This window comes from Aeromonas sp. DNRA1, assembly GCF_963888745.1.
In the GTDB taxonomy this organism is placed as follows: Bacteria; Pseudomonadota; Gammaproteobacteria; order Enterobacterales; family Aeromonadaceae; genus Aeromonas; species Aeromonas hydrophila.
The window spans coordinates 698,743-721,267 of the sequence record NZ_CAWPKQ010000001.1 but is presented as its reverse complement, the minus strand read 5'-3'; the positions used below and the strand labels follow the sequence as shown (position 1 = coordinate 721,267).

Below are 22,525 nucleotides of genomic sequence, written 5' to 3'. Positions count from 1 at the left end.
CTCTCTCTTGATCAGGATCAGCATGTCTCTTGTCTTCAGCCAGTTGCTCGATGGCGCCCTCCACGAGCAGACCCCCTTCGACCAGATCTGGTTCGCCCAGGATCAGGGGGTGCCGCCCGGTTTCAGCTATCAGGTCAACTTTCCCCGCCTCGAGCTGGTGTTCAGCGGCGAGTATCGCAACCAGATCTGGGACAGGGAGCAGGGCTGCCAGGAGATCTGCATCGCCCCGGGGCAGGCGCTCTACATCCCCCCCAACGGCTGGAACAAGCCGCTCTGGACCTCCGACTGCTCGGTGCTGAGCCTGCTGTTCGGCAAGCGCCAGCTGGGCTTCAGTCTGGTGAGCAAGCGGCGGGAAGACCCCGATTTCTTTGACGTGCAAAAGCACAGCATCATGGCCCGGGCCGGCCATGTGAACGAACACATACTGGCGGCGCTCAACGTGCTGACCGAGGATCCCGCTCGCTCCCCCACCGACAATCACCTGTTGCAGGCGCTGCTCACCAGCGTGCGCCAGCTGCTGGCCGAGTCCACCTTCGAGCGGCCGCGGGGGGCCGAGCTGTTTCACGGAATCTGCATCTATATCCAGGAGAACTTTCACCGCCCCATCAGCCGGGATTCGATCGCCCATCGCTTCAACGTCTCGGCCAGCCACCTATCCCACCTGTTTCGCGAGCAGGGGCATATGCGCCTGGCCGATTACATCAGCTGGGTGCGCATCGATCGGGCCAAGTTCATGCTGAAAAAGTACCGGTTTCGGCTGGAAGAGGTGGCCAGCCGCTGTGGTTACAGCGATGTGAACTATTTTTGCCGGGTGTTCAAGCAGAAGACCGGGCTGACCCCCTCCCAGTACCGGGCACTCAGCCAGCCGCAGGGGCAGGCCGAGGGGCTGGCGGGATAAGCAGGGATGCTGCTGGAGCCTGTCCGAGTCAGGCGCTGGCGGGGCTGCTTCGGATCCGGAGCTGGCTGAATGGACGCATTGTGATCCAGTGCGCGACTATGGTCTGACATGCGTGCTCGCCATTTGATTCTGCAAATGGATGGGCTTAAGATGGCCGCGCGCAACTTACAGATTGATAACAAACGGAAGTTAGGAGATGCCGATGGAAAGCAAAGTAGTTATCCCGACCCAGGGCCAGAAAATCACAGTCGATGCCAACGGCAAGCTGCAGGTTCCCAACCATCCGATCATTCCGTTTATCGAAGGGGATGGCATCGGTGTGGACGTGACCCCGGCCATGTTGAATGTGGTGAATGCCGCGGTCGAGAAAGCCTACAAAGGCGAGCGCAAGATCGCCTGGATGGAGATCTACACCGGCGAGAAGTCGACTCATGTCTATGGCGAAGGTGCCTGGCTGCCGGCCGAAACCCTGGATTTCATTCGTGAATACTGCGTGGCCATCAAGGGCCCGCTGACCACCCCGGTCGGCGGCGGTATTCGCTCCCTCAACGTGGCCCTGCGCCAGGAGCTGGATCTCTACATCTGCCTGCGTCCGGTCCGTTACTACGAGGGCACCCCGAGCCCGGTCAAGCGTCCTGATCTGACCGACATGGTGATCTTCCGCGAGAACGCCGAAGACATCTACGCCGGCATCGAGTGGAAAGCAGACAGCGACGAAGCCAAGAAGGTGATCGCCTTCCTGCAAAACGAGATGGGCGTGAAGAAAATTCGCTTCCCCGAGACTTGCGGCATCGGCATCAAGCCCATGTCCAAGGCCGGTACCGAGCGTCTGGTCCGTGCCGCCATCGAGTATGCCATCGACAACGATCGCGACTCCGTGACCCTGGTGCACAAGGGCAACATCATGAAGTTCACCGAAGGTGCCTTCAAGGATTGGGGCTACGCCCTGGCCCAGAAAGAGTACGATGCCCAGCTCATCGACGGCGGCCCCTGGTGCTCCTTCAAGAACCCGAAGACCGGCAAGACCATCGTGGTCAAGGACGTCATCGCCGACGCCTTCCTGCAACAGATCCTGCTGCGCCCGGCCGAGTATGACGTCATCGCCTGCATGAACTTGAACGGCGACTACATCTCCGACGCGCTGGCGGCCCAGGTGGGCGGCATCGGCATCGCGCCGGGTGCCAACATCGGCGACGGCGTCGCCCTGTTCGAAGCAACCCACGGCACCGCGCCGAAATATGCCGGTCAGGACAAGGTCAACCCGGGCTCCCTCATCCTCTCCGCCGAGATGATGCTGCGTCACATGGGCTGGACCGAAGCGGCCGACCTCATCATCAAGGGGATGGAAGCGGCGATCCGCAACAAGACCGTCACCTATGACTTCGAGCGTCTGATGGAAGGGGCCACCCTGCGCTCCTGCTCCCAGTTCGCCCAGGACATGGTCGACCAGATGTAATTTGGTCCCTGAAATGCAAAACCGGCGCCATGAGCGCCGGTTTTTTTATGGGTGATGGGCGGGTGCCGAGGGGGGCACCCAATGGGTCAGGTGGTCTTTTCCACGTGCTGCTGGTAGATCTGCTGCCATTTGCTGAACTCGGCCTCGTCTCCCTGGGCCTGCCAGAACTCGCAGATGGAGCTGGCGAGTTCGGATGCCATGGCGTGATCCCCATCGCGGCGACTCATCAGATATTGTCCCAGCCAGCTTTGATATTGTTTCATTGCCCGATCTCCTTATCTCGTGTGTCTTGCTGACCGCCGCCAGGCTTTGTGCCGGACGGGGCCATCAGGCCACGGTTTTTCTGCATGCCCGTGATGGTTGTGATCGACGGATTGGGTCGCGATCTCGCCGGATCAGGGCGCCAACGTGGGTGCAGATGTCAAAAAACGGCCACTATCGTATCACAAAATAACCAGCTTGGGGGGATTGTCGGCAATTCAGGGTGTCCAGCTGTCTGGCCGTCTGATGTATGGGATGGTGAGCAGAGGCGCCATCTTGCTGATCCCACACGAGAAAAACCCGCCAGTCTGGCGGGTTTTATGGCTGAAAAAAAGATCAGCGGCGGGCGCTGGCGAGGTACTTTTCCATCTCCTCGGCGGGCACCATGCCGCCGCCGGTGGCCCATACCAGGTGGGTGGCCCGAGCCATTTTTGCTGCATCCAGCCCCTGACCGGTCTGCCACGCAAGGTCGGCTGCGACGCGCCACGGACCTGCCATGCCGGCCAGCGCAGAAGGTTCGAGCTTGATCTGCTCAGCGCGGGCCAAGAGTCCGAGCAGGTCGTACATCTCCTGATCGCTCAGGGTGTAGAAACCTGCCAGTAGCCGCTCCATGGCGCGGCCGACAAAGCCGGAAGCGCGCCCCACCGCGAGGCCATCGGCCGCGGTGAGGTTGTCGATGCCAAGGTCTTGCACCGCAATGGCATCGTGCAAGCCGGTGTGCACCCCGAGCAGCATGCAGGGGGAGTGGGTCGGCTCGGCAAACAGGCAATGAACGTGGTCACCGAACGCGAGTTTGAGGCCAAAGGCCACTCCGCCGGGGCCGCCGCCGACGCCGCAAGGCAGGTAGACAAACAACGGATGGTCGGCGTCCACCACAATCTCCATTTCCTCAAACTGCTTTTTCACCCGCTCACCGGCCACCGCGTAGCCGAGGAACAGGGTGAGGGAGTTCTCGTCATCGATGAAGAAACAGTTGGGGTCGCGTTCGGCCTCCTTGCGCCCCTGTTCCACCGCCACCCCGTAATCCTCTGCGTATTCCACCACGATGGCACCATGTTCGCGCAACTTGCGCTTCTTCCACTCCCGCGCATCAGCTGACATGTGGACGGTGACGCGAAAGCCGAGGCGGGCGCTCATGATGCCGATGGACATGCCGAGGTTGCCGGTGGAGCCCACCGCAATGCTGTACTGGCTGAAGAAGTGGCGGAACTCGTCCGTGAACAGCTTGCGATAGTCGTCCTCTTCGCAGAGCAGACCAGCCTTGATGGCCAGCTGCTCGGCATGGGCCAGCACCTCGTAGATGCCGCCGCGCGCCTTGATGGAACCGGAGATGGGCAGATGGCTGTCTTTTTTCAGCAGCAATCGACCGCTGACCTCAAGGCCGTAACGCTGGTTGAGAGTGGCCTGCATCGCGGGAATGGCGGCGATCTCGGACTCCAGAATGCCCTTGCTGGCGCGGGTCTCGGGGAAGGCTTCGCACAGGTAGGGGGCGAAGCGGGCCAGGCGGGCGGAGGCATCCGCCACATCGCTGCCATCGAGCCCCACATAGGGAAGACCTTCCACCAGGGTGGTGGTCTTGGGGTTGAACCAGCTGACCGGTTCCAGCGCGATCAGGGATTGCAGCAGCGGAAACTGCTGGGTGAGTTGTGATACGTCGATGTTTTTCATGGTGTTCTCGGCCTCGTTACACGATACAGGAGAGCAGGAAAGTGCCGGCCAGCGCCATCAGGGAGGCGACGAAGGTGGCGGTAGTGTAGTACTTGAGCGTTTCGTTCAGGGTGGCGCCGCAATACTGCTTGACCAGCCAGAACAGGGAGTCGGTGACCATGGTGCAGCCAATGGCGCCGGAGCCGATGGCGAGCGTCATGATCTCCGGGCTGATGTTCGGGTAGTGCACCATGATGGGGGAGACGATGGCGGTCGCCCCCATCATGGCGACGGTCGCTGATCCCACGGCGGCGTGCAGCACGATGGCCACCAGCCAGGCCAGCAGGATGGGATGCATGTCGAGCTGGGAGAGAATGGTGGCCAGGCCGTCCCCCAGGCCACTGGCCTTGAGTACCCCGTTGAAGGCGCCGCCGGCACCGATGATCAGCAGTATGTTGGCGATGGAGGAGAAGCACTGTTCGGTCTGGTCCAGCAGCCCTTCCATCTGCATGCGCCGGCGGATCCCCAGCACGTAGTAGGCGGTGAAGGCGGCGATGAACATGGCGGTGATGGGGTTGCCGATAAACTCCAGCAGGGTATAGAGGTGGCTGGCGTGATCCATGTTGAGTTCGGCCACCGTCTTGACCAGCATCAGCAGGATGGGCAGCAACACGGTGAAGAGAGAGGCGCCCAAGGTCGGCAGCTCGGCCTCGTTACGGGCCTGGATGTCGGCAAAGGCGGCAGGCACCTCCTTGAACGGTACCCGCTTGCCCAGCAGCTTCAGAAACAGCGGGCCGCCTACCAGCGAGGCAAACAACCCGACCGCGAGGCCATAGACGATGACGGATCCCACGTCGGCACCCAGCTGATTGGTGACATAGAGGGCGGCGGGGTGGGGCGGCACTATGCAGTGCACGGCCATCAGGGCGGTACAGAGCGGAATGGCCAGGGTAAGCAGCGAGGTGTTGGTCTTGCGGGCGATGGAGAAGGCCAGCGGAATGAGCAGTACTACCCCCACCTCCACAAACAGGGTGATACCGCACACCAGACCGACCAGCACCATGGTCACCTGGGGTGACAGCCAGCGGCACTGCTGCAGGGCGAGGCCGATGCGCTCGGCGGCGCCCGACACCTCCATCATCTTGCCGAGTATGGTGCCAAGACCGATGACGGCGGCCAGAAAGCCCAGGGTGCCGCCTATGCCTTCCTCCATGGCATTGACCATCTTGAGCGGGTTCATCCCCATCAGGGCGCCCACATAGAAGCTTGCCAGCAGCAGGGCGAGGAAGGGGTGCACCTTGCCCTTCACTATGGTGACGACGATCAGCAGTATGCTGGTCAGCAGGGTTCCGACGATCCACATTTCTGAATTCATGGCGTGCCTCTGTCATGGGAATGATGTTGGCGCTATTGAATGAAAATGCAGGTTCCCTGACAAATGATGAAATCGGCAGCTTGGGTGAGCTGGGTTGATGCAAAGGTGCCACATTCATCACATTTATGGTGTGAAGGTGGTTTTGCGTGGTGTGAGCTGATGCAGCGGGCCACTTTTTCGGTATCATCGGTGCCGGTTTCGCAAGGGGGGGCATATGTACGGCGAAGAGAACTATGTGGCAAGAAGCAGTGTTGCAGGAAACAAGCTGCTCAACGGCTATCAGCTGGCCAGGCTGCACACCTTCGAGGCGGCAGCCAGACACGGCTCCTTTGCGCTGGCCGCCGACGAGCTGGCGCTCAGCCCGAGTGCGGTGAGCCACCGGATAAGCGCCTTGGAGGAGGATCTCGGCTTCAAGCTGTTCCAGCGTTTTCACCGCAAGGTGGCGCTGACGGCAGACGGGCAGCGGGTGTTCTGGGCGCTCAAGTCATCGCTGGAGTTCATCAACCAGGAGATCTTGGAGATCCGCCATCAGGAGCTGTCGGGCACCCTGACCGTCTACTCACGCCCCTCCATCGCCCAGTGCTGGCTGGTGCCTCGGCTGGCGGATTTCTCCCGCCTGCATCCCCAGATCGAGCTCAATATCATGACCGGCAACGAGAACATCAACCTGCACGGTTACGGCATCGATCTCACCCTCTATTTCGATGACAAGACGCCTGCGCGGCTCGCCATCCATCCGCTGATGGACGAGTACATGGTGCCGGTGTGCAGCCCGGAGTATGCCGAACAGCACGGGCTGCTCGGCAACCCAGCCAACCTGGCGCACTGCCGCCTGCTCCATGATCGGCAAGCCTGGGGCCATGACTCCGACGGCGACGAGTGGTCCAGCTGGGCCGAGCAGTCCGGCGTGTCGCTTTCGGCATGCAGGGCCAGCATGGGGTTTGATCGCTCCGATCTCGCCATCATCGCCGCCATGAACCACGCCGGGATCGCCATGGGACGGCAGAACCTGGTGAGCAAGCGGCTGGCACGGCGCGAGCTGGTGGCCCCCTTCCCGGACATGGCGGTGCGCTGCGCCCAGCGCTACTACATCGCCACCCTGCCCAATTGCCAGAACCCCAAGGCGCAAGCCTTCATCGACTGGGCCTGCCAGCAGGCGGGGGAGAGGGCGCCGGTTTTGTAGAAAAAGAAGGCAGCAGGAAATACAAACAAGATGGACCGTCATCTTCTTCAGAGTGCTTTCAAAACATCGAAGCTGGAAGTTCAGAGGTGGCTGTAGACCAAACCTGTTCTGTAGCTGGTGTTGGATTAAAAGTGCGCATATGGTGAGCACGTTTTGGTAATTAGTTGAGGTTTGCTATGACGGGCATCAAGGAGTCATACAAAGACATGTCTTTCTAGTAGTCTCTCAATGATTCAATCGGTTACTATCTTGCTGATATGGAAATGGCAGGGTTATATCGTGAGCTCAATCTCCCTTCGCAAGGCCCTCGGGGTCTTGGCTAAATCTTCTTCTTTCTCGGTCAAGACGACAACACAACGTCAGAGAGATCTGTTTGATGATCTCAAGGATTATCTCTACGTTACACCCGAAATAGAGCATGACTTTGAAAAGTGCCTCCGTTCATTGCAGCCTGGTGAGTGTGTGTTTTTATGCGGCAGTAGTGGTGATGGCAAATCTGAAATATTGTCACGTAGCTATGACCAATATAAAAACAGATATACCTTCCATCTGGATGCAACCCATAGCTTTTCGCCTCATCAATCAGCAATCGATGCGCTAAACGAACTCTTTGATCTTGCAGGAAACGGTGCCCAACCCCTGGTGGTTGGTATCAACATCGGTATGCTGGCCAACTTTGCCAAAGAAGGGGCTGAGCGGCACAGTGCACTGCGTGGCGTGATTGAGCGCTTCTTGGATAGCGGCGAGAGAACGCAAGGGGCATATCACTTTCTGGATTTCGAGTCCTATCCAAAATTTCGTTTTAATGATGATACAGGCAGCTATTCAAGCTTTATGCGTCAACTGCTCAAGCGGTTAACCCAGCCAACCGATGACAATCTGTTTCATGCTATTGCGCTTGCAGATGAGCAACGTCAACGCGACATGCACCTCATCGCCAATTTCAGGCTGCTGGCCAATGAACACGTGCAAGAGATTATCATTACGACTCTGTTCAAAACCCGTTTGATCAAGGATCAATTCATTACGACTCGCGCCTTGCTGGATCTGCTCCATCAGCTTCTGGCCGGGGAGCATTACCTCTTTGACAACCTGTTTCTGGCTAAAGACAGCGAGCTAAGCCTGCGTCTTGCTGACTTTGATCCTGCCTTGATTCATACCCAAGCGGTAGACCAGTTTGTGCTGCGTTATGAGCTGAATCTACCGGATGAGGCGCTGGATGCCTTTATGAACGAGCTGGCAAAACTGGGGCTCATATTCAACGAGCCTCGTGATAAAGCGGGTCAAGCCGCATCCCTTCTGCGGCTTTTTTATCTGCTTAAGGACTGTGACCTTGGCAATAACTACCATCACCAATTCAAAGTCGATTTTGAAGAGCAGGTACTTGAACACTATGCCACTGTCTGGCTGCAGCATAGTCAGTATCTTGGGGAGGGTGGAAGCCAGCTGGCCTTGCGCAATTTCTATGTGAAAGCGCTGATCTCGGCCATTTTTGTTTATGCCAACCGCAATGCCCCTGAGTTGTCAAAGCGAGAGCTTTCTCTTGGTCAATTTGGCCAGTGTCATGTCGCGGCACCTGTCGATCTGAAAGCTGATTACAGCGCAATTCAGCGTCAGCATGTCGAGAAACACGATCATTTCAGCGCCTATCTGAAGGTTGATGATCAGCCCTTGGCACCAATGGCAATCAACCTCAATCTGTTTGAGCTGATCTGCAAGCTCAACAATGGCTATCGACCAAACAAGTACGACAAGAATGCCATCGTGTTGCTTGATGAGATGGTTGAGCAAATCCGCGCTGTCGCTAAAAAGAGCCCTGTTCTTCACTATTACGAAGGTGATCAGCATTACCGTCTTGGTTTGGATGACGGCATGATCACTGTAGAAGGAACCAGATAGCCATGTCTCTGTATCCAATTCCTGTCGGATTAGCTCCGGTTGATAAAAACAAGCTCACCAACTACTGGCCCATTCGCAACAAAGGCAATGAGTTTCACTGGGATACCGTGACAGGTGTCGTGCTCGGGCTTTCCTTGCGCAAGCAGGTGACTGCCTATGAATTCGAGCAGTTTAAGGAGGAGTGCAAAGCCCGGTTTGCAGGCAAGCTCGACGATCCTGATTTTTGGCAGGTGCTTGAGCGAGCCTATTTTTCAAATGATGCACTCTTCCATATTTCACCGCTGTTCCTGTTGTTTAAGGCCAAAGGTAAGAAGAGTGGGCAAGCCGATCTCAGCGCACCAGATACGCGGTTGTGCAAATTGTTTGCAGGTCTGTTGGGGGATTTCTTCTTGGAAGATGCGCTCGATGACAAGCTCAACTTTGTCGAGCAAGAACTGCTGTCCGTTTTGCAAGGCAGGCTGCAAAGCGGCAGCCTGGTAAAAAATGAGGATGAGCAACCTTATCTGCCGTTTTTGAATGCCGTATTTCGTGAAGATATTCGCTTTTTGGCTGCACATCCCCAATACCTGCTGCAAGCCTTGCCTGGCACACTCAAGCTGTATGCCTTTGCTTATTGTGCTCAGCTGGCACTGAATGTGACCGACTGGCAACATGAGCCCCAAAGCAAACCCCTCTACTTTATCCTCGATTCGGAAAAGGCCAGCTCTGAACGTACTTCGGTAAAACGTTCTGGCTACAAGCTGCTGGCTGCTGCCAGCGAGCGGGTTTTCCCGCTGCTTTCCGCCCTTGACGTGCTCCAGTTGCCAGGGGATGCCAAGAAAAGACCGCTTTGGCAGGTTTATCACGATGCCACGCAATATGCTGACCAGACTCAGTTGCTGGAAGATTTGAACAACTATCTGCAGGCCTTTAGAGAGAAGCGCGGGTTACGGCCTGAGCGCCCTCTCACAAACAGCGTGGCAGAAGCCTTTGAGCAGCTCAAAGAGTTGGCTCTGGAGCAATTCCGTGATGCCAATACCTCCCGTGGCGGCGTGAACAAGAAATATGTCAAAGAGCTGGAGGAGAAGCTGCTCAGTGATTTTATTCAGGCACGGGGGGCCGCTGGCCGCACCCTGGTGCTGAATCAGGATCAGCTGTTGCTGTTGACCAATCTCACCATCGGCAAGGCCGACAAGCTGCGCCTGCACGATCTGCGCAAAGGCTTCGAGCAGCGCGGTTTTTATCTTGATAACCAGTCATTGCAGCAACTGGTCAGCTTCTATGAGCGCATGGGCAATGTAGAACGAATGAGTGACAGTGGAGACGCCGTATATGTCCGCAAGACCCTTTGAGCATTTTCTGGCCGAACGTTTCATCGAGTGGGTCAGTGCCGACATTGAACCCGGCTCTCGTTACCAGTTCAAATCCCCCAGTGCAGAAAACGGTCTGGTGCTCTATCAGTCACTGGTGACCTTTGCTGCCACAAATACTCTTGCTACGGCCGATGGCATTGACCTGCCATACGTAGAGTGCAATGGCGTGCGGGTTTTACCTGTGTTGCATGGTGAGGCTCCGGGATTTACCGAAAACTACATTTCCCGTTTGCGTGATCTGGTCGCAGGGCGCAGTGCAGAATTTGAAAAAGCAGCCCTGCTCATTATCCACAACAGCATGCTGGATACCCTGATCAACAGTGCGCTTGATTTGGGGGCGCCCGGTGCTGTCTGGCATCCGGATAGTCTCTCGCAGCAGCTTGGCGCGCTGATTGATGTTGGCAGCAGTAACAAGGAGCTGTCAGCCTGCCTGCTTGAAGAGCAACTGGCCCTCATCACCGAAGAGGGGGCGACTGTATTTGGTTTTGCTCCTCTGTTTAGTGCACTTGATCAAGATGGTGTTCTGGAGTTTGATGAGCTTCAGCTATTCAATGACCCGGTCATTTTGAGCTGGAGTGGCAAGAAGGCCCAGATCAGCAAGCGGCTCCAAGCAAACCGTAAGCTGCGACGCGAGATTGAAGATGCGGTTGAGCATTATGATCTCGATCAGCTCGAGAGTGTCCTGAAAGAGTTCAGCGCCAAGTTTATCCGCCAGCATTTCCAGGATGAGAGCTGGCGTGATCTGGAATTCGAGGCCTACCTCAAAGAGATTGAAGCCAACAAAGCGCAAAAGTTGCTATTGGAAGAGGTGGCCGCTGACAGTGGTTCACTGCAACAAAGAGCCAAAAGCCAGAGCAAGGCGGGACAACGCGACCTGAGCCTGCTGATCCAGCTCCCGCCGGGGGAGAAAACCCTCAACCTCTCTTTTACCTTCATCGGTAATGATCTGGACGAGAGCCAGTTCAAACTGATGCACAATGGGCCGCTCAAAAATGCGGTCACTTATTCTGTCAGCCGTGTCGGTGGTAAGCGTTGCTGGGCGACGGTGACCTTGCCCGTCACAGGAGAACCCACTTTTTTTAGCCTTGAGCTCAAACGCGATAACCGCTCCGAAGAGTACAAGTTCCGTTGTCTAGTGGTAGAGCAGGGAGATTTCTATTTCGATGAGTTGTTGCACTGCTTCCGAGTAGATGCGGGCAAGAAGTGGCTGACCCTGCTGCTGGAAGAGAACAAGTTCAAGGTCAACCCAGAGCAAAACGCTATCATGCATCTGGCTGATTATGAGGGTGAAGTGGACTGCCGCGCCTGTGGCTGGGTGAACTTTGATGCGCTGGCCGAGCAGAGCGAACAGATCCAGTTTGAGCTGGTCAATGGCGAGCGTCGCTTGCCCATCAATATTGAAGGCCCGGCCGCCGATGAGAGCATCTGCGTTCCGCTGCTATTTGACAGAGATCGTTTCGCCAAGCTGCTCAGAGATGACCGTAATGCCGAGTATCTGCGGGCCAAAGGCAAGATCATTTTCGATAACAGCGAAAGTGGCGTGGCCGGTATCCGCCAGCAGCTGCTGAATCTCGAAGCTAGGATGGTTGATGAGCGGGCCTTGTATATCGGTTTGAGCGCCGAACCCATGCCACTTGCGGCGATTAGTGCAAGGTTCCCTGATTTACATGGCGCTTATGCCGCCCTGTTTGACTATCTGCAACACCATAAAACCTTGCCGAGCCTGGTTGCCTGGGGCGACAGCTATTGCGCCCTGGTGCAACGGGTGCTGGATGCCTACGAAGCGGCATTAAGCGAGATACCGACCAATGCGGTGTTGGCGCTCGAGCACAAACAGTTGATGCGCATCGGTCTGTGCCGCCAGGATGAGTGGCAACGCCTTAGCCCGCTGCACCCCTTGGTACTTGCCTATCACCTGCAACTGGTGGCCGAGATAAAAGCCGATCGCGATGAAGATGGCGTCAGCTCTTTTGCCGAATTGGCAGAGGTGACCCGCGAGCGCCTGGTTGCATCTGGCTTGCTGCCTTTCGTCTATGACAATGACTCAGGTTACGCTCATCTGCTGCCGGTGCGGGAGAACAGCTTCTGGCTCGACGTGGTGCCACAAAAACAGGAGAGCTACAGCTACATCAAGCGTCTGGTGCGCGACAAACTGGCCGAGTTTACCCAGGCCTATTCTCGATTGTTCAGTGCCGGGGCCAAGAGCACCCTGATCGTCAATGCCATCAATCAGGCGAGTGGGGCAGAGCTCTTCCTCGGTTTGATCGAGCACTTCAAGCTGCACAAAGAGCAGGCGATCGCCATTCATGTGAACTTCTACGATGAGCGGTTGCAATTCAATGACTTCGACCGCTTTGCCGAAACGGCCGCTTATGACGAGCTGAAAGCCTGGCTTGGCTTGAACACCACTGCGCTGCGTGCTGAGGCCGATATGTTGATCGACCTGATCCGCAGCCGTTTGACCTACAGCAAGTTCACCCTGCCCAACGAGCGCGAGCAGTTTGCCTATGCCCATCTGGCGTTCTTCCGCAACCAGGAGCCGGTAGAGTGCCATCCCATCAATACCGATGAGGCACTGAGTGGTGTGTTGTGTGATGGCTTGATCGCCGGGGAAGCGGCCGAAACGAAAGGGGCGGCCTATTTCACCGCCTTTGGTTTGCGTGGCGTGCCCTATCAAGGGGTGCAGTCGCTGCGGGTGGCCCGCCTGTTGGGCAACCTGTGGCAACCGGCCAGCCAGAGCAATGCCCAGTATCTGGAAACCAGCCTGGGGCTGGCGGTCAGTGCTGATTTCAAGGCACTGCTGACCCGCTCTTATGACAGCGCACTGTGGACCACCATCATCGATCCCAAGGTGACTCTAGATTTCTTCACCAGTCAGCAGGATGTGGTGCTGATCCACTACTCGGATCAATACACCAGTGCGGCCGGTTATGACGCCATCACGGTAACCAAGCAGGTAGACCTCTTTAAACGCTTGCTGCAAAAAGAGGGTCACGGACAAGGGGAGACGTTGCTCTCCGAATTCAATGCCTTCAACGGCGAGTGGCTGCTCAAGATGCTCACGGCCAACGACAAGGAGCGCAAAGAGAAGAACGGCATCATCGGTGCCTACAAGTTTGTCTCGGCCCTGTTGCGGCAATCCGATATCTGCTGGGTCCCCCTCTCCGTGGCCGAGATGATCCGCGTCTCCGGCAATGTTGGCCTCAAGATGAGCGACAGCGAGTTCTCCCGTCAGGTGCATGGGTATCGCAAAGGGGCCATTTCCGATGACGTGCTCTTTGTCGGCTTCAAGGGCAAGCAACTCTATTTGTTGCCTCTGGAGGTCAAGACCGGTGTCAGACCTGACTTTGCCTATGCCGGGCAACAGGCGCTGGAGCTAAAACGTTACCTGATGGAAGAGGTGCTTGGCCCCAATACCTTGGCTGCGCGGCTCTACCGTGGTCTCTTTATTCGCCAGGTGCTGATGCAGGTCGACAAGCTGTGCCTCTATCAGGTGATGCAGCCTGCACAGCTTGCACCGCTGTTGACCGAGCGGGAGTGGTGGCTCAAAGGGGAATATACCCTGGCCAGCGTGCCCGACTATCCCGAAGGCTTTGTGGTCGCCCATATCGAAAACGACAGCTTCTTTGTGCCTCACTACCAGATGACCGAACGGGGCGTATTACAGGTTGAACTGCCCTACGCCTTGCTGGGTAGCCTTATTCAGGCCTGTAGCGCCCCTGCGCTTGATGAGCTGGTGACCCTGTGCCATGTCGACAAACAATATCTGCTGGGGCCCAGAGAAGAGGTGGCGGAGCCTGAATCTGGCTCTCAACCGCAGCCAAAAGAAGGGGGCAATGAGGCAGTGGATACGGCGCCAGTGGCACCAGCCACTGATACCCAAAACACCGATCCGGTTACCCCAATAACGGTGGAAACCGGACTGACCATCGAGCCGACAGAGCCCATGCGTATCCTGTTTGGCCACGAGGCGCTGCGGCAAACGCCGCTCTATTGGGAGCCGACCAATACAGCCCGCTTTATGAATACCAATACCGGCATCATTGGCACCATGGGCACCGGCAAAACCCAGTTTACCAAGTCGCTGATCACCCAGCTGATGCGCCAGCAGGACAACAACGTCGAGGGCGCACGGATCGGCCTGCTGATCTTCGATTACAAATCTGACTATGTGGATGATGCTTTTAGCGAGGCAAACCAGAGCAAGCGGCTGCGGTTGTATCGCCTGCCGTACAATCCGCTCTCGCTCTATGGCGATATGCCGATGCTGCCGGTGCATACCGCGACCGGGTTTGCCGAGACCCTGGCCAAAGCTTTTGGCCTTGGGCCCAAACAGCAGCTGCGACTGCGCAAGTTGATCCTCGATGCCTATGAGCTTGCGGGGATCAGCAGAGCTGATGCCTGCACCTGGTCAAGGCCTGCGCCCACCTTGGCTCAGGTGTGGGATCTCTATCTTGAGCAGGAGAAGGTAGAAGAGGACTCTCTCTACGCGGCGCTCGACTCGCTGGTCACTTACGAGATCTTTGAAACCATGCCGGATAAGGTGAGCTCCCTGTATGAGCTACTCGATGGTGTGACGGTGATCGAGCTGGCGGGCTACTCACCGCAGATCCAGAACCTGGTGGTAGCCCTGACGCTGGATCTCTTCTATTCGCAGATGCAAAAACGCGGCAAGCCGCAAGTAAACGGGGATTATCGCCAGATCACCAAGATGATCCTGGTCGACGAGGCCGACAACTTCATGTCGCAGGACTTCCCCAGCCTGCGCAAGATCCTGAAAGAGGGGCGTGAGTATGGGGTGGGGGTGATCCTCTCAACCCAAGACTTGAGTCACTTTAAAACAGGGGAAAACAATTACGGCTCTTATATCTTGACCTGGGTGGTACATCGCGTCGCCGAGATCAAGAATGCCGATATCAAGGCCATCTTTAATAAAGATGATAAGACTGAGCAAGAACAATTAATGGAAACCATCCGCAAGCTAGATAAGCACTTTAGTCTCTATATCGATGGAGATAAAAAGGTATCTATGATGCGGGATAAGGCATTTTGGGAGTTAATTTAATGGCTTCATTTCCATCAGACATTATTAGTGGGGTGGTTAGCGGTATTGTGACTTCGCTATCTATATGGATATTTATTGAAATAAAAAATAAGAGTTTGCTTCCACTGCTTAGGTCTTGGATGTATCGTGGTGTAATGATTTCTGGAAATTGGCATGCAGAGGTCAATAAACAAGATTGTAATACTACATATGTATTATTTATTGAACAGTCAGGATACCAGCTTTTAGGTGAATTCAGTGTTAGTTATAAAACTGATGGTGAGGTTAAAACTGGAAGTTATAAACTAAAAGGAGTCATTTCTGATGGTGTTGCTTCATTTTTAGTTGAAAATAGAAGTCTTGGTACTAGTGGTTCTCTAGTATTGAAGGTTGTAACTGGGGCTGGAGCAATGGTTGGACTGTTCACATATAAAGGTTCATCTTGCGAAAGAATAACAAGTGAAGAACTGACATTCAATAAGAAATAAGATATGGATAATGTAAATCACTCCAAAAAAATTGAAATATCATTACCAGTAGAGTTCATGCTGGATAAAAAGAAAATTCTTGATTTTAGACGAGCATTTTCTGATATAGGTAACAAACTCATTTTTGATGTGGATAACAGAAATGTTGAACTACCACCTCAAATGGCACTCTATATATTAGTTTGGAATCCTGATTTATCGTTCGAGTTGGATGACATGACATCCATGAACTTCAATTATATAGTCTATGTTGGGTTAAGCCATAACATCCGTGATGAGTTTTTCAGTGGAGAACTTAGTGACCTGAATGAAAATATTGCTGTTCATCGTGATGTAAATAATAAAAATTATAAACTACATGCTAAGAATTTCAAAAAGTTAATATGCTGTTGTTTATTTGGTGAAAGGGATGTATTGGAAAAAATGAAAGGATTGATTAATGATTTGTTTTGCCCATATGGTAATCAGATTAGAATCAATGGTTCATTTGGGGTGACTGAAAAAGCATTTTAATTAAAAACGAGGCAATTAAATGTCAAATAGAACTTTAATACCAGCATTGAAAGCACATGTAGGTGATTGGGTTTACTTTGTTTGTGTGATGAAGTATGGGCAAGTCGCAAAAGAAATAGAGTTTGCACATGAATTAAATGGTAATAACCAACTTGGGCAACTTATTCAAAGAGGTATATCTGATAGAACCAAAGAAATCACTGAATATATATTGAACTCAAAGCATAGATTTCTTGGCTCATTAATTGTAGCTGCTTGGGGGGGAGACCCTAAATATACACCTGTTCGTATGGAGCAAACAGAACATGTTTCTGGTATAGATAGTTCTTTTGGTCTTTTGACTTTTGATGGAACACAGAGATATTTTGCTCTTGATGGGCAACATAGACTTAAAGCAATAAAAGATGCGATTAAACTTGATGATTCTCTGACATCTGAAGAAATCAGTGTTATTTTGGTTAGTCATCAAAAAACCAAAGATGGTCAGCAAAAAACTAGGCGTCTCTTTACCAATATAAATAAAAATGCAAAGAGTACGTCTGTTAGTGAAAACATAGCACTTGATGAAGATGATGGGTATGCCATTATCAATAGATGGTTGATTGAAGGGCACCCCATTTTATCTGAACAAGATAGGGTTGCAGTTTTTACTAAAGCTGGTGATAGTGGGGAATTATCAATAGCATCTAGCGTCAAAGATAGTGATAGAAAGGCAATTACATCGATTAAACAGCTTTATGAAATAATTAAAGCAATAGGATATGGTTCATCAATTGATAACTTATCAAAAGCCGCAAGACCCAGTGAAGAGCAGCTAGATGAGGCTTATGATTTTATATCAAAGCGAATCGATGAGCTATTAATTTCCTGTGGAGACATCGTTAAATTAATTAGTGATAATCATGACTTGCGACTGCTAAGAAAATCCAAATTAAATCCTGGTTCTGAACATCCTTTTTTAAAGGGGATTATACAGCGGGCAATATCAAGTGTTATACGCCAACTTTTAGAGGAAAATAGAGTTTCTTGGAAGTTTATTCTTAATAAATTGGAAGATTTACCTTGGACTCTTGCGAGTTATCCATGGTGCAGTGTCACAACTATGAATGAATCAGGCATAAAAATGTTGACCCAGAGAGATTATCAACGTTTGCTTGAGGATTTGCTCATATGTCATATTGCGCCTCGAACAAAAGCTGAGATTAAAAAAACTAGAGAACGTTATAAAGAGCTTAAAATGTCAGATTATGGGGTTGCCACAAGTGAGTTAGAAAAAAATTTAATACAAAACTAATTTATGGGGCAGCTATAGCTGCCCCATAAAATCATCAATTTTTAATATCCGGGTATGTAAATAAGAAATTCCACGGTGAATATGAATTTTAATCCAATGGTCATATTCATTTAGTGATAACTTATCATTATGGAATTTCATCATGATTATATTTATATAAATTTTATCATACTCTCCAGAGAATGTTTTCCAATTTATCTCAACAGAACTGTCGGCTTTGATATCCTCGAATGGTGGGGCTGACTCTTCAGCTAAAGAAAGGCATAAAGCCCAACGACAAAGCACATTCCAGTTCTCTATACCGGTTTTGCGCTTGATAACAATTAGCTGCTGTTTAGCTTTTTCTGACAAACGAATACTATCAATCATTATTTCTCTCCGGGAAGTATCCAGGATTGATCGTAGAGGTAAAGTTCTGTTCCTCGAAACGTATATGATACTCCTTTGCTATATAAGGCTTGAGCTCCTTATAGTATTTGCCTTGGATCTCTTCATCGGTCGATAAAAGAATGACCTGAGATGCTGCTTGTGGGAAATAGTGTTTGATTAGATGGCTTCTATGCTGTCCATCAAGGCGCCCCATTGGGGTATCAATAATTGTTGGTAACTCTTTACCTGACTCATCAGCAAGCCCCCATAAGACGGCTATGGCCAGCAGCTGTCTTTCACCAGCGGAGAGCCGAGCAGGGGAGATAGGTTTATTATCTTGTGCGTAAAGAGTTAATACAAACGAATCTGCATCAATTTCAATCTTTGTGATTAGGCTGTCTTTACGTTTTATCTGATTAAACTTGGAGATGACCTTTGTTTGTAGCTTATCGATGTTATCTTTGATGAGATCTGTTTTAAAGGAATCCACAATATCTTGTAGTCTGCCCATATGAGCAAAGAGCTGCTGCTGTCTCTGCTGCTCAAAATCGATAGCATTACCTTGTACCCGAATTGAGGTAACTTGCATCTCTGCTTGCGTTATGTCTGCGGCCAAATTTTGTACAGCTAGAAGCAATTCCTCTTTCTCTTTCTTTGCTTTTTCTAGGTCATTATCCGCTGTGACTGAGCGTGTAATGATATGCTCAACAGATGCTAACTCAGGAATAGCGGCGAGTTGCCGTTCTACGAATTGCAGTTTTTCATATAATTTTTCTTTTTCCTGCATTAGTGACGACGCTTCCTGTTCTTCGGCAGCGAGCCGTTCAGCAAGACCATCGAAAATTGCAGGGCTACTGTTTAAATAGCAGGGTTCAGAGTAGAGCTGATCAGAAGCCTCTCGTTCTTTAGATAACTCGGTTTGCAGAGACTGGATGACATTATGAGCCGTTCCTCGTTCATTTAATAATCCAAATATTTTATTCTCTTGGTTAATAAGTAAAGAGCGAGCGATATGATAGCGTTTTATCTCATCTTCTTTATAAAGCTGAGACTTGGTCTGTTCTATTAATGAAGAGACGAGCTTCAAAGGCAATGACCCTGCAGCAAGTTTGATCAACTCGCTATTGATGCCATCTATCTTAGTTGTAATTTCAACTTGTTGACGAGAGATCTCATCTTTTTTATGTAAAAGATGAGCGCCATTATCTTTCAGTTGTTGTCGCCAATAGGCTACTTCAGCTTCTCTATCTAGAATCTGATCATCTATATCAATTAGGTTATTCTGTAATGTATTTTGAGCTTCCAAAATGGCTGCAAGCCGAGTTTCAGCTTCTTCCAGTTTCACCTTTTGCTTGGGATCCAGCAGCTGGTTTTGACCGCGTTTTTTAAGCACGTCAAGGTCAATATTGAGCTGTGATAGCAATTCAAGACCGAGCAGGCTTTCGATACCCGTCTTTACCAGATTTGCAGAACGAGCGGGATCTGCGAGATGTTCAATCTTTTCACCATCAAAAAAGAACAATTCAGACAGTGATTGAGGGATAAATTCATTGATAAATTCTCCCCAATGCTCGCTCAATAGTGCATCCGGATGACCGTTATGGCTGACGACAACTACTTCCTTACACTCTTTGTCAGCCTCTTTCTCCCAAGCTCGATTTATTTCATAAGTATGATCTTTACCGAGAATGGTATGTCTGAAGCGAAGTGAGAGAGAAGCTTTTTTTTCCGGTGCGTATCGGTTTATCGCCTGCTCCAGATATGCTGGATAGCTAAGGCGACCACGATTGGAGCATTTGGCATGTTTGCCATAAAGAGCCAATTGCAAGGCATCTAAAAAGGTTGTTTTACCACCACCATTGAGTGCACCAAAGAGGATTATAGGTCTTTTATGATCGGGGCTATCAAGGTCAACCTCATGGCGTCCTTTATAGATACCAAAATTTTCTAACACGAGTTGTTCAAAAATCATGCTGATAGCTCTTCAATATCAATTTGTTCATCTTCCAAGAAATGACTATTGTTCGTCAAAGCAAGTTGCAGCTTCTCATTTTCCCACAATAGTTGTTCTTTATCCTGATCAGGTAAATTGGGCTGTAATAGTTTTATTTTGTTTTCATTGAGTTTTCTGTTCAGTGCAAAGTCTCTGGCCTCTTGAATATTGTTGAAGGCCATGGTCTGCAAGCTTGTATCCAGCTCTTTATATAGATTTGCACGACGCAGCATATTGCTATGCTTATCTTCAATCGAGATCAGTGTTCTAATCTGCTCATATATTAAACCATCGGGATCATTGTACGTAGAGCATTTATTTCTCAATTTTTCCATTATATTGCTATTTAATAAACTATGATGTGAACGTTTAATACCTGGATATTTTTTCCCCAGCGTACGTTCATAAATATGAGGAACGCTATCTTCAACCTCGTGTTTATCTTCCAGCCATATATGTCGAATTGCTTCCAAATCTTCCAAAGAGAGTAGTTCTAGGTTGCGAACTTCATCTGGTCCTATCTCTTGTACGATTTTTTGTGCTTCAAGCACTTTTTTGAGCATGTGTTCTCTAAATGGCTGCCGATAAGGACCACGCACCAGATCCGCCCCATATTCATTGATATGAACGGTCAAGGAGCCATTCATTCGACGAAAATCACGACGTTCCTTGTCTGCTTGTATTTTTTTACCTTTGCGCTCTTTATTTGAATCATTAATGTCGATTTCGTTGCGGAGCTGCAAGAGAGGCAACATCCACTCTTTCTCGGTGTCATTTTGAATCATGGCTGCCATAGATTTATCTTCACCTACCATGGTACAGACATAACAGCCAAAACGACTATCTCCACAACTAGGAGTTGACTTATCAACGACGAGAGGGCATTCACCATCCGCAGTTGCACCTTGATACATACCAAGTAGCTCTTGATTTTTAAAGCCCCATGGATTTTTAACCTGCATCAGGTATTGCCAGACATCGTCATTACTCCAGTCGGCGATAGGAGTATATATCCAGACACGATCAAGCTGTTTGTTAACAGTTAATCCAACAGCGCTACGAGTATTATCTTCTCTGTTCTCATAACTTTCCATTGTTGCTGCTCTTGTCGCGCTCTCCGCTTTTCGCGTACCAAGAACAAGAATAGCCTCACCGTTATTTTTAACGACTGTCTTAATAAAGTTATTAGATGGACTGATTTTGAGTCGATCGGTACACCAGCGAAACTTATAGCGAGGAGCAGGGTAACCACGACCAATCAAATTGACCCAGAAGCGATCTTTTACTTCTGGTGTCAGGCGATGTGGAATAATATTTAAGTGTTGCTCAGCTACCGCTTGTTGCATCTGTTCCAATGAGCGTCCTACCCACATGGCAACAATCGGATTTTCAACAAGCGTATCAGTACTGATCACATGGACAGGTTTATTGGCTTTACCTTCGGCATGCAGTTCCTGCATGGCATACCACACTAGCTGGAGTATAGCGGTGGAGTCTTTACCACCACTGTAACCAATTACCCAGGGGATCTGATCACTAAGATAAAGTGATTTGGTGCGGTCAACCAAGAACCGAATTGTCTCTGTAAACCCGGCCGCATCAAATGCTGAACGGGAAGGGGTATGTATTTCGGTACTCATGCCTTACCTTTCCTAAATAGATATTCAGCTTGTTCCTCTCCTTCAGAGAGGGGGAGGTCAAGGTGTTGTTTGATCAGTGTTGCAGTTAATAACGTCGTATTTGATGTCTTTTGAATACGGCCCGCGATCAGAGCCCGACCTTCCCATATTTCTGCATTTTGACGTAGCCAATCTAGTGTCAATAACCCAGATAAGGATTGCTTCAGGTCATAATTCTTTTCAAGAAGAGTCTTACCAACCAAACCTAATGCGTGCAGTGTTACAGCATGGCTATGGATAAAGTCTTCACGAACTTCCCCAGCAGTCAGTTTGGATAGCCTGACGAGTTTCCATTCTGGTATGACATTATCTACTTCATTCCAAAAACGGCATGCCTCACGGGTCGCTTTAGTTATGTCAATACTTTCCCAATTGCTAAACAAGGCATGAGTTGCCTGATGAATAGCGCTAAGAGTAAAGAGTTTGCGGGAGCGTTTACCAAGTTTGTTTTGCTCCATATCGACAATCCCTTTAAAGGCTTTGGATTTGGATGCAACAGCCCGAGCGACAGCAGCACTCTTATCTCGTTGGTCGTATGCGATGGCCAGAGATTTGCTGGCTTTGACCTGATTCTGATTGAGGTCTGTAAACATCTGCTGTGAACGCGCTAATCCCTGATCGAGGAAAAAAACCACAGAGATGCTTTCATCTGCCAAGGATGGATCTTCTTTTAGGGCTGCTTCAATCGCAGCTCTGCGATGTTGTCCATCATTGATGATAAATTGTGCGTCCAACCCAATTCTGAGGGCCCCGATACGGCTCGCTTCACCACTGGTTCCCATTGGTTCAAATCTCACATCTCCGTCAATCGAGGCGGTGATGGCAGAAAACACGTAGGAATCTCTATTGCGAACTATATAGTCAGCCATCACCGGGATCCGCCCTACGTTGAGGGTTCTCTGTGCGCGCAGTTCAGGCGAGAGATCCTCATCATCAAACCTGAAGATGCGTGGCAATAGCTTGAGAGGACACATTGACACGTAGTACTCAGAGCCCGCCTGGATACCACGAATTGCTGGAAAAACGAACTCAAAGGAGGGTTCAAACATGGTAACCTCTTGCGCTCCACACTGT

The 22,525-nt window shown here is 51.1% G+C and carries 16 protein-coding genes; 9 read left to right on the top strand and 7 right to left on the bottom strand.

What is annotated here, in order from left to right:
• Window positions 1–22 precede the first annotated feature (22 nt).
• Window positions 23–898 carry a helix-turn-helix transcriptional regulator gene (locus AACQ43_RS03255; RefSeq protein WP_168965921.1) on the top strand — a complete coding sequence of 292 codons (876 nt, stop codon included), beginning with the start codon at window positions 23–25 and terminating at the stop codon, window positions 896–898.
• Between the two features lie 202 nt (window positions 899–1,100).
• On the top strand, window positions 1,101–2,354 hold the full coding sequence (icd, locus tag AACQ43_RS03250) for an NADP-dependent isocitrate dehydrogenase (RefSeq protein ID WP_011705337.1): 1,254 nt from the start codon (window positions 1,101–1,103) through the stop codon (window positions 2,352–2,354).
• Window positions 2,355–2,440: 86 nt separating this feature from the next.
• Here the strand turns inward: icd and AACQ43_RS03245 are convergent, their stop codons facing one another.
• From AACQ43_RS03245 to dsdX, 3 genes are all read right to left on the bottom strand, one after another.
• Window positions 2,441–2,617 carry a hypothetical protein gene (locus AACQ43_RS03245; RefSeq protein WP_011705338.1) on the bottom strand — a complete coding sequence of 59 codons (177 nt, stop codon included), beginning with the start codon at window positions 2,615–2,617 and terminating at the stop codon, window positions 2,441–2,443.
• A 334-nt stretch (window positions 2,618–2,951) separates the two neighbouring features.
• Complete coding sequence (locus AACQ43_RS03240) at window positions 2,952–4,283, bottom strand: D-serine ammonia-lyase (RefSeq protein WP_168965919.1); 1,332 nt, start codon at window positions 4,281–4,283, stop codon at window positions 2,952–2,954.
• A gap of 16 nt (window positions 4,284–4,299) precedes the next feature.
• Window positions 4,300–5,637 carry a D-serine transporter DsdX gene (gene dsdX / locus AACQ43_RS03235; protein WP_024942886.1) on the bottom strand — a complete coding sequence of 446 codons (1,338 nt, stop codon included), beginning with the start codon at window positions 5,635–5,637 and terminating at the stop codon, window positions 4,300–4,302.
• 214 nt (window positions 5,638–5,851) lie between these two features.
• Between dsdX and dsdC the strand changes: the two genes are divergently transcribed.
• The 7 genes from dsdC to AACQ43_RS03200 all read left to right on the top strand — a co-directional run bounded on the left by dsdC (window position 5,852) and on the right by AACQ43_RS03200 (window position 17,410).
• The gene (gene dsdC, locus AACQ43_RS03230) at window positions 5,852–6,820 is read left to right on the top strand and encodes a DNA-binding transcriptional regulator DsdC (RefSeq protein ID WP_168965917.1); all 969 of its coding nucleotides are present in this window, start codon (window positions 5,852–5,854) and stop codon (window positions 6,818–6,820) included.
• A 279-nt stretch (window positions 6,821–7,099) separates the two neighbouring features.
• Window positions 7,100–8,719, top strand: coding sequence for a DNA phosphorothioation-dependent restriction protein DptF (dptF, locus tag AACQ43_RS03225; RefSeq protein WP_168965915.1), 1,620 nt, complete (start codon window positions 7,100–7,102; stop codon window positions 8,717–8,719).
• Window positions 8,720–8,721: 2 nt separating this feature from the next.
• Window positions 8,722–10,050 (top strand): DNA phosphorothioation-dependent restriction protein DptG, encoded by a 1,329-nt coding sequence (gene dptG, locus AACQ43_RS03220; RefSeq protein WP_168965913.1) that lies wholly within the window; start codon window positions 8,722–8,724, stop codon window positions 10,048–10,050.
• Window positions 10,016–15,136, top strand: coding sequence for a DNA phosphorothioation-dependent restriction protein DptH (gene dptH, locus AACQ43_RS03215; RefSeq protein WP_339353988.1), 5,121 nt, complete (start codon window positions 10,016–10,018; stop codon window positions 15,134–15,136). Before dptG ends, dptH begins: the two co-directional genes overlap by 35 nt.
• On the top strand, window positions 15,136–15,603 hold the full coding sequence (locus tag AACQ43_RS03210; RefSeq protein WP_168965911.1) for a hypothetical protein: 468 nt from the start codon (window positions 15,136–15,138) through the stop codon (window positions 15,601–15,603). Before dptH ends, AACQ43_RS03210 begins: the two co-directional genes overlap by 1 nt.
• Window positions 15,604–15,606: 3 nt before the next feature.
• Window positions 15,607–16,116 (top strand): hypothetical protein, encoded by a 510-nt coding sequence (locus tag AACQ43_RS03205; RefSeq protein ID WP_168965909.1) that lies wholly within the window; start codon window positions 15,607–15,609, stop codon window positions 16,114–16,116.
• A 19-nt stretch (window positions 16,117–16,135) separates the two neighbouring features.
• On the top strand, window positions 16,136–17,410 hold the full coding sequence (locus tag AACQ43_RS03200) for a DNA sulfur modification protein DndB (protein WP_168965907.1): 1,275 nt from the start codon (window positions 16,136–16,138) through the stop codon (window positions 17,408–17,410).
• 12 nt (window positions 17,411–17,422) lie between these two features.
• On the opposite strand, the gene dndE is transcribed toward AACQ43_RS03200, so the two are convergent.
• Genes dndE through dndB form a run of 4 tightly spaced genes read right to left on the bottom strand, consistent with a single transcriptional unit; the run spans window position 17,423 to window position 22,500 of the window.
• The gene (gene dndE / locus AACQ43_RS03195) at window positions 17,423–17,779 is read right to left on the bottom strand and encodes a DNA sulfur modification protein DndE (RefSeq protein WP_168965905.1); all 357 of its coding nucleotides are present in this window, start codon (window positions 17,777–17,779) and stop codon (window positions 17,423–17,425) included.
• On the bottom strand, window positions 17,772–19,751 hold the full coding sequence (gene dndD / locus AACQ43_RS03190; RefSeq protein WP_168965903.1) for a DNA sulfur modification protein DndD: 1,980 nt from the start codon (window positions 19,749–19,751) through the stop codon (window positions 17,772–17,774). The genes dndE and dndD overlap by 8 nt, the downstream gene beginning before the upstream one ends.
• Window positions 19,748–21,412, bottom strand: a complete 1,665-nt coding sequence (dndC, locus tag AACQ43_RS03185; protein WP_168965901.1) for a DNA phosphorothioation system sulfurtransferase DndC — start codon at window positions 21,410–21,412, stop codon at window positions 19,748–19,750. Before dndC ends, dndD begins: the two co-directional genes overlap by 4 nt.
• On the bottom strand, window positions 21,409–22,500 hold the full coding sequence (gene dndB, locus AACQ43_RS03180) for a DNA sulfur modification protein DndB (protein ID WP_021464719.1): 1,092 nt from the start codon (window positions 22,498–22,500) through the stop codon (window positions 21,409–21,411). Before dndB ends, dndC begins: the two co-directional genes overlap by 4 nt.
• Window positions 22,501–22,525 lie beyond the last annotated feature (25 nt).

What these genes read in the sequence shown, in the direction of transcription:
- AACQ43_RS03200 (WP_168965907.1), top strand. Translation starts at nt 16,136, where the DNA reads ATGTCAAATAGAACTTTAATACCAGCATTGAAAGCACATGTAGGTGAT.
- dndC (WP_168965901.1), bottom strand. Translation starts at nt 21,412, where the DNA reads ATGAGTACCGAAATACATACCCCTTCCCGTTCAGCATTTGATGCGGCC.
- dndE (WP_168965905.1), bottom strand. Translation starts at nt 17,779, where the DNA reads ATGATTGATAGTATTCGTTTGTCAGAAAAAGCTAAACAGCAGCTAATT.
- AACQ43_RS03240 (WP_168965919.1), bottom strand. Translation starts at nt 4,283, where the DNA reads ATGAAAAACATCGACGTATCACAACTCACCCAGCAGTTTCCGCTGCTG.
- AACQ43_RS03205 (WP_168965909.1), top strand. Translation starts at nt 15,607, where the DNA reads ATGGATAATGTAAATCACTCCAAAAAAATTGAAATATCATTACCAGTA.
- dndD (WP_168965903.1), bottom strand. Translation starts at nt 19,751, where the DNA reads ATGATTTTTGAACAACTCGTGTTAGAAAATTTTGGTATCTATAAAGGA.
- dsdX (WP_024942886.1), bottom strand. Translation starts at nt 5,637, where the DNA reads ATGAATTCAGAAATGTGGATCGTCGGAACCCTGCTGACCAGCATACTG.
- dsdC (WP_168965917.1), top strand. Translation starts at nt 5,852, where the DNA reads ATGTACGGCGAAGAGAACTATGTGGCAAGAAGCAGTGTTGCAGGAAAC.
- AACQ43_RS03255 (WP_168965921.1), top strand. Translation starts at nt 23, where the DNA reads ATGTCTCTTGTCTTCAGCCAGTTGCTCGATGGCGCCCTCCACGAGCAG.
- AACQ43_RS03245 (WP_011705338.1), bottom strand. Translation starts at nt 2,617, where the DNA reads ATGAAACAATATCAAAGCTGGCTGGGACAATATCTGATGAGTCGCCGC.
- icd (WP_011705337.1), top strand. Translation starts at nt 1,101, where the DNA reads ATGGAAAGCAAAGTAGTTATCCCGACCCAGGGCCAGAAAATCACAGTC.
- dndB (WP_021464719.1), bottom strand. Translation starts at nt 22,500, where the DNA reads ATGTTTGAACCCTCCTTTGAGTTCGTTTTTCCAGCAATTCGTGGTATC.
- AACQ43_RS03210 (WP_168965911.1), top strand. Translation starts at nt 15,136, where the DNA reads ATGGCTTCATTTCCATCAGACATTATTAGTGGGGTGGTTAGCGGTATT.
- dptG (WP_168965913.1), top strand. Translation starts at nt 8,722, where the DNA reads ATGTCTCTGTATCCAATTCCTGTCGGATTAGCTCCGGTTGATAAAAAC.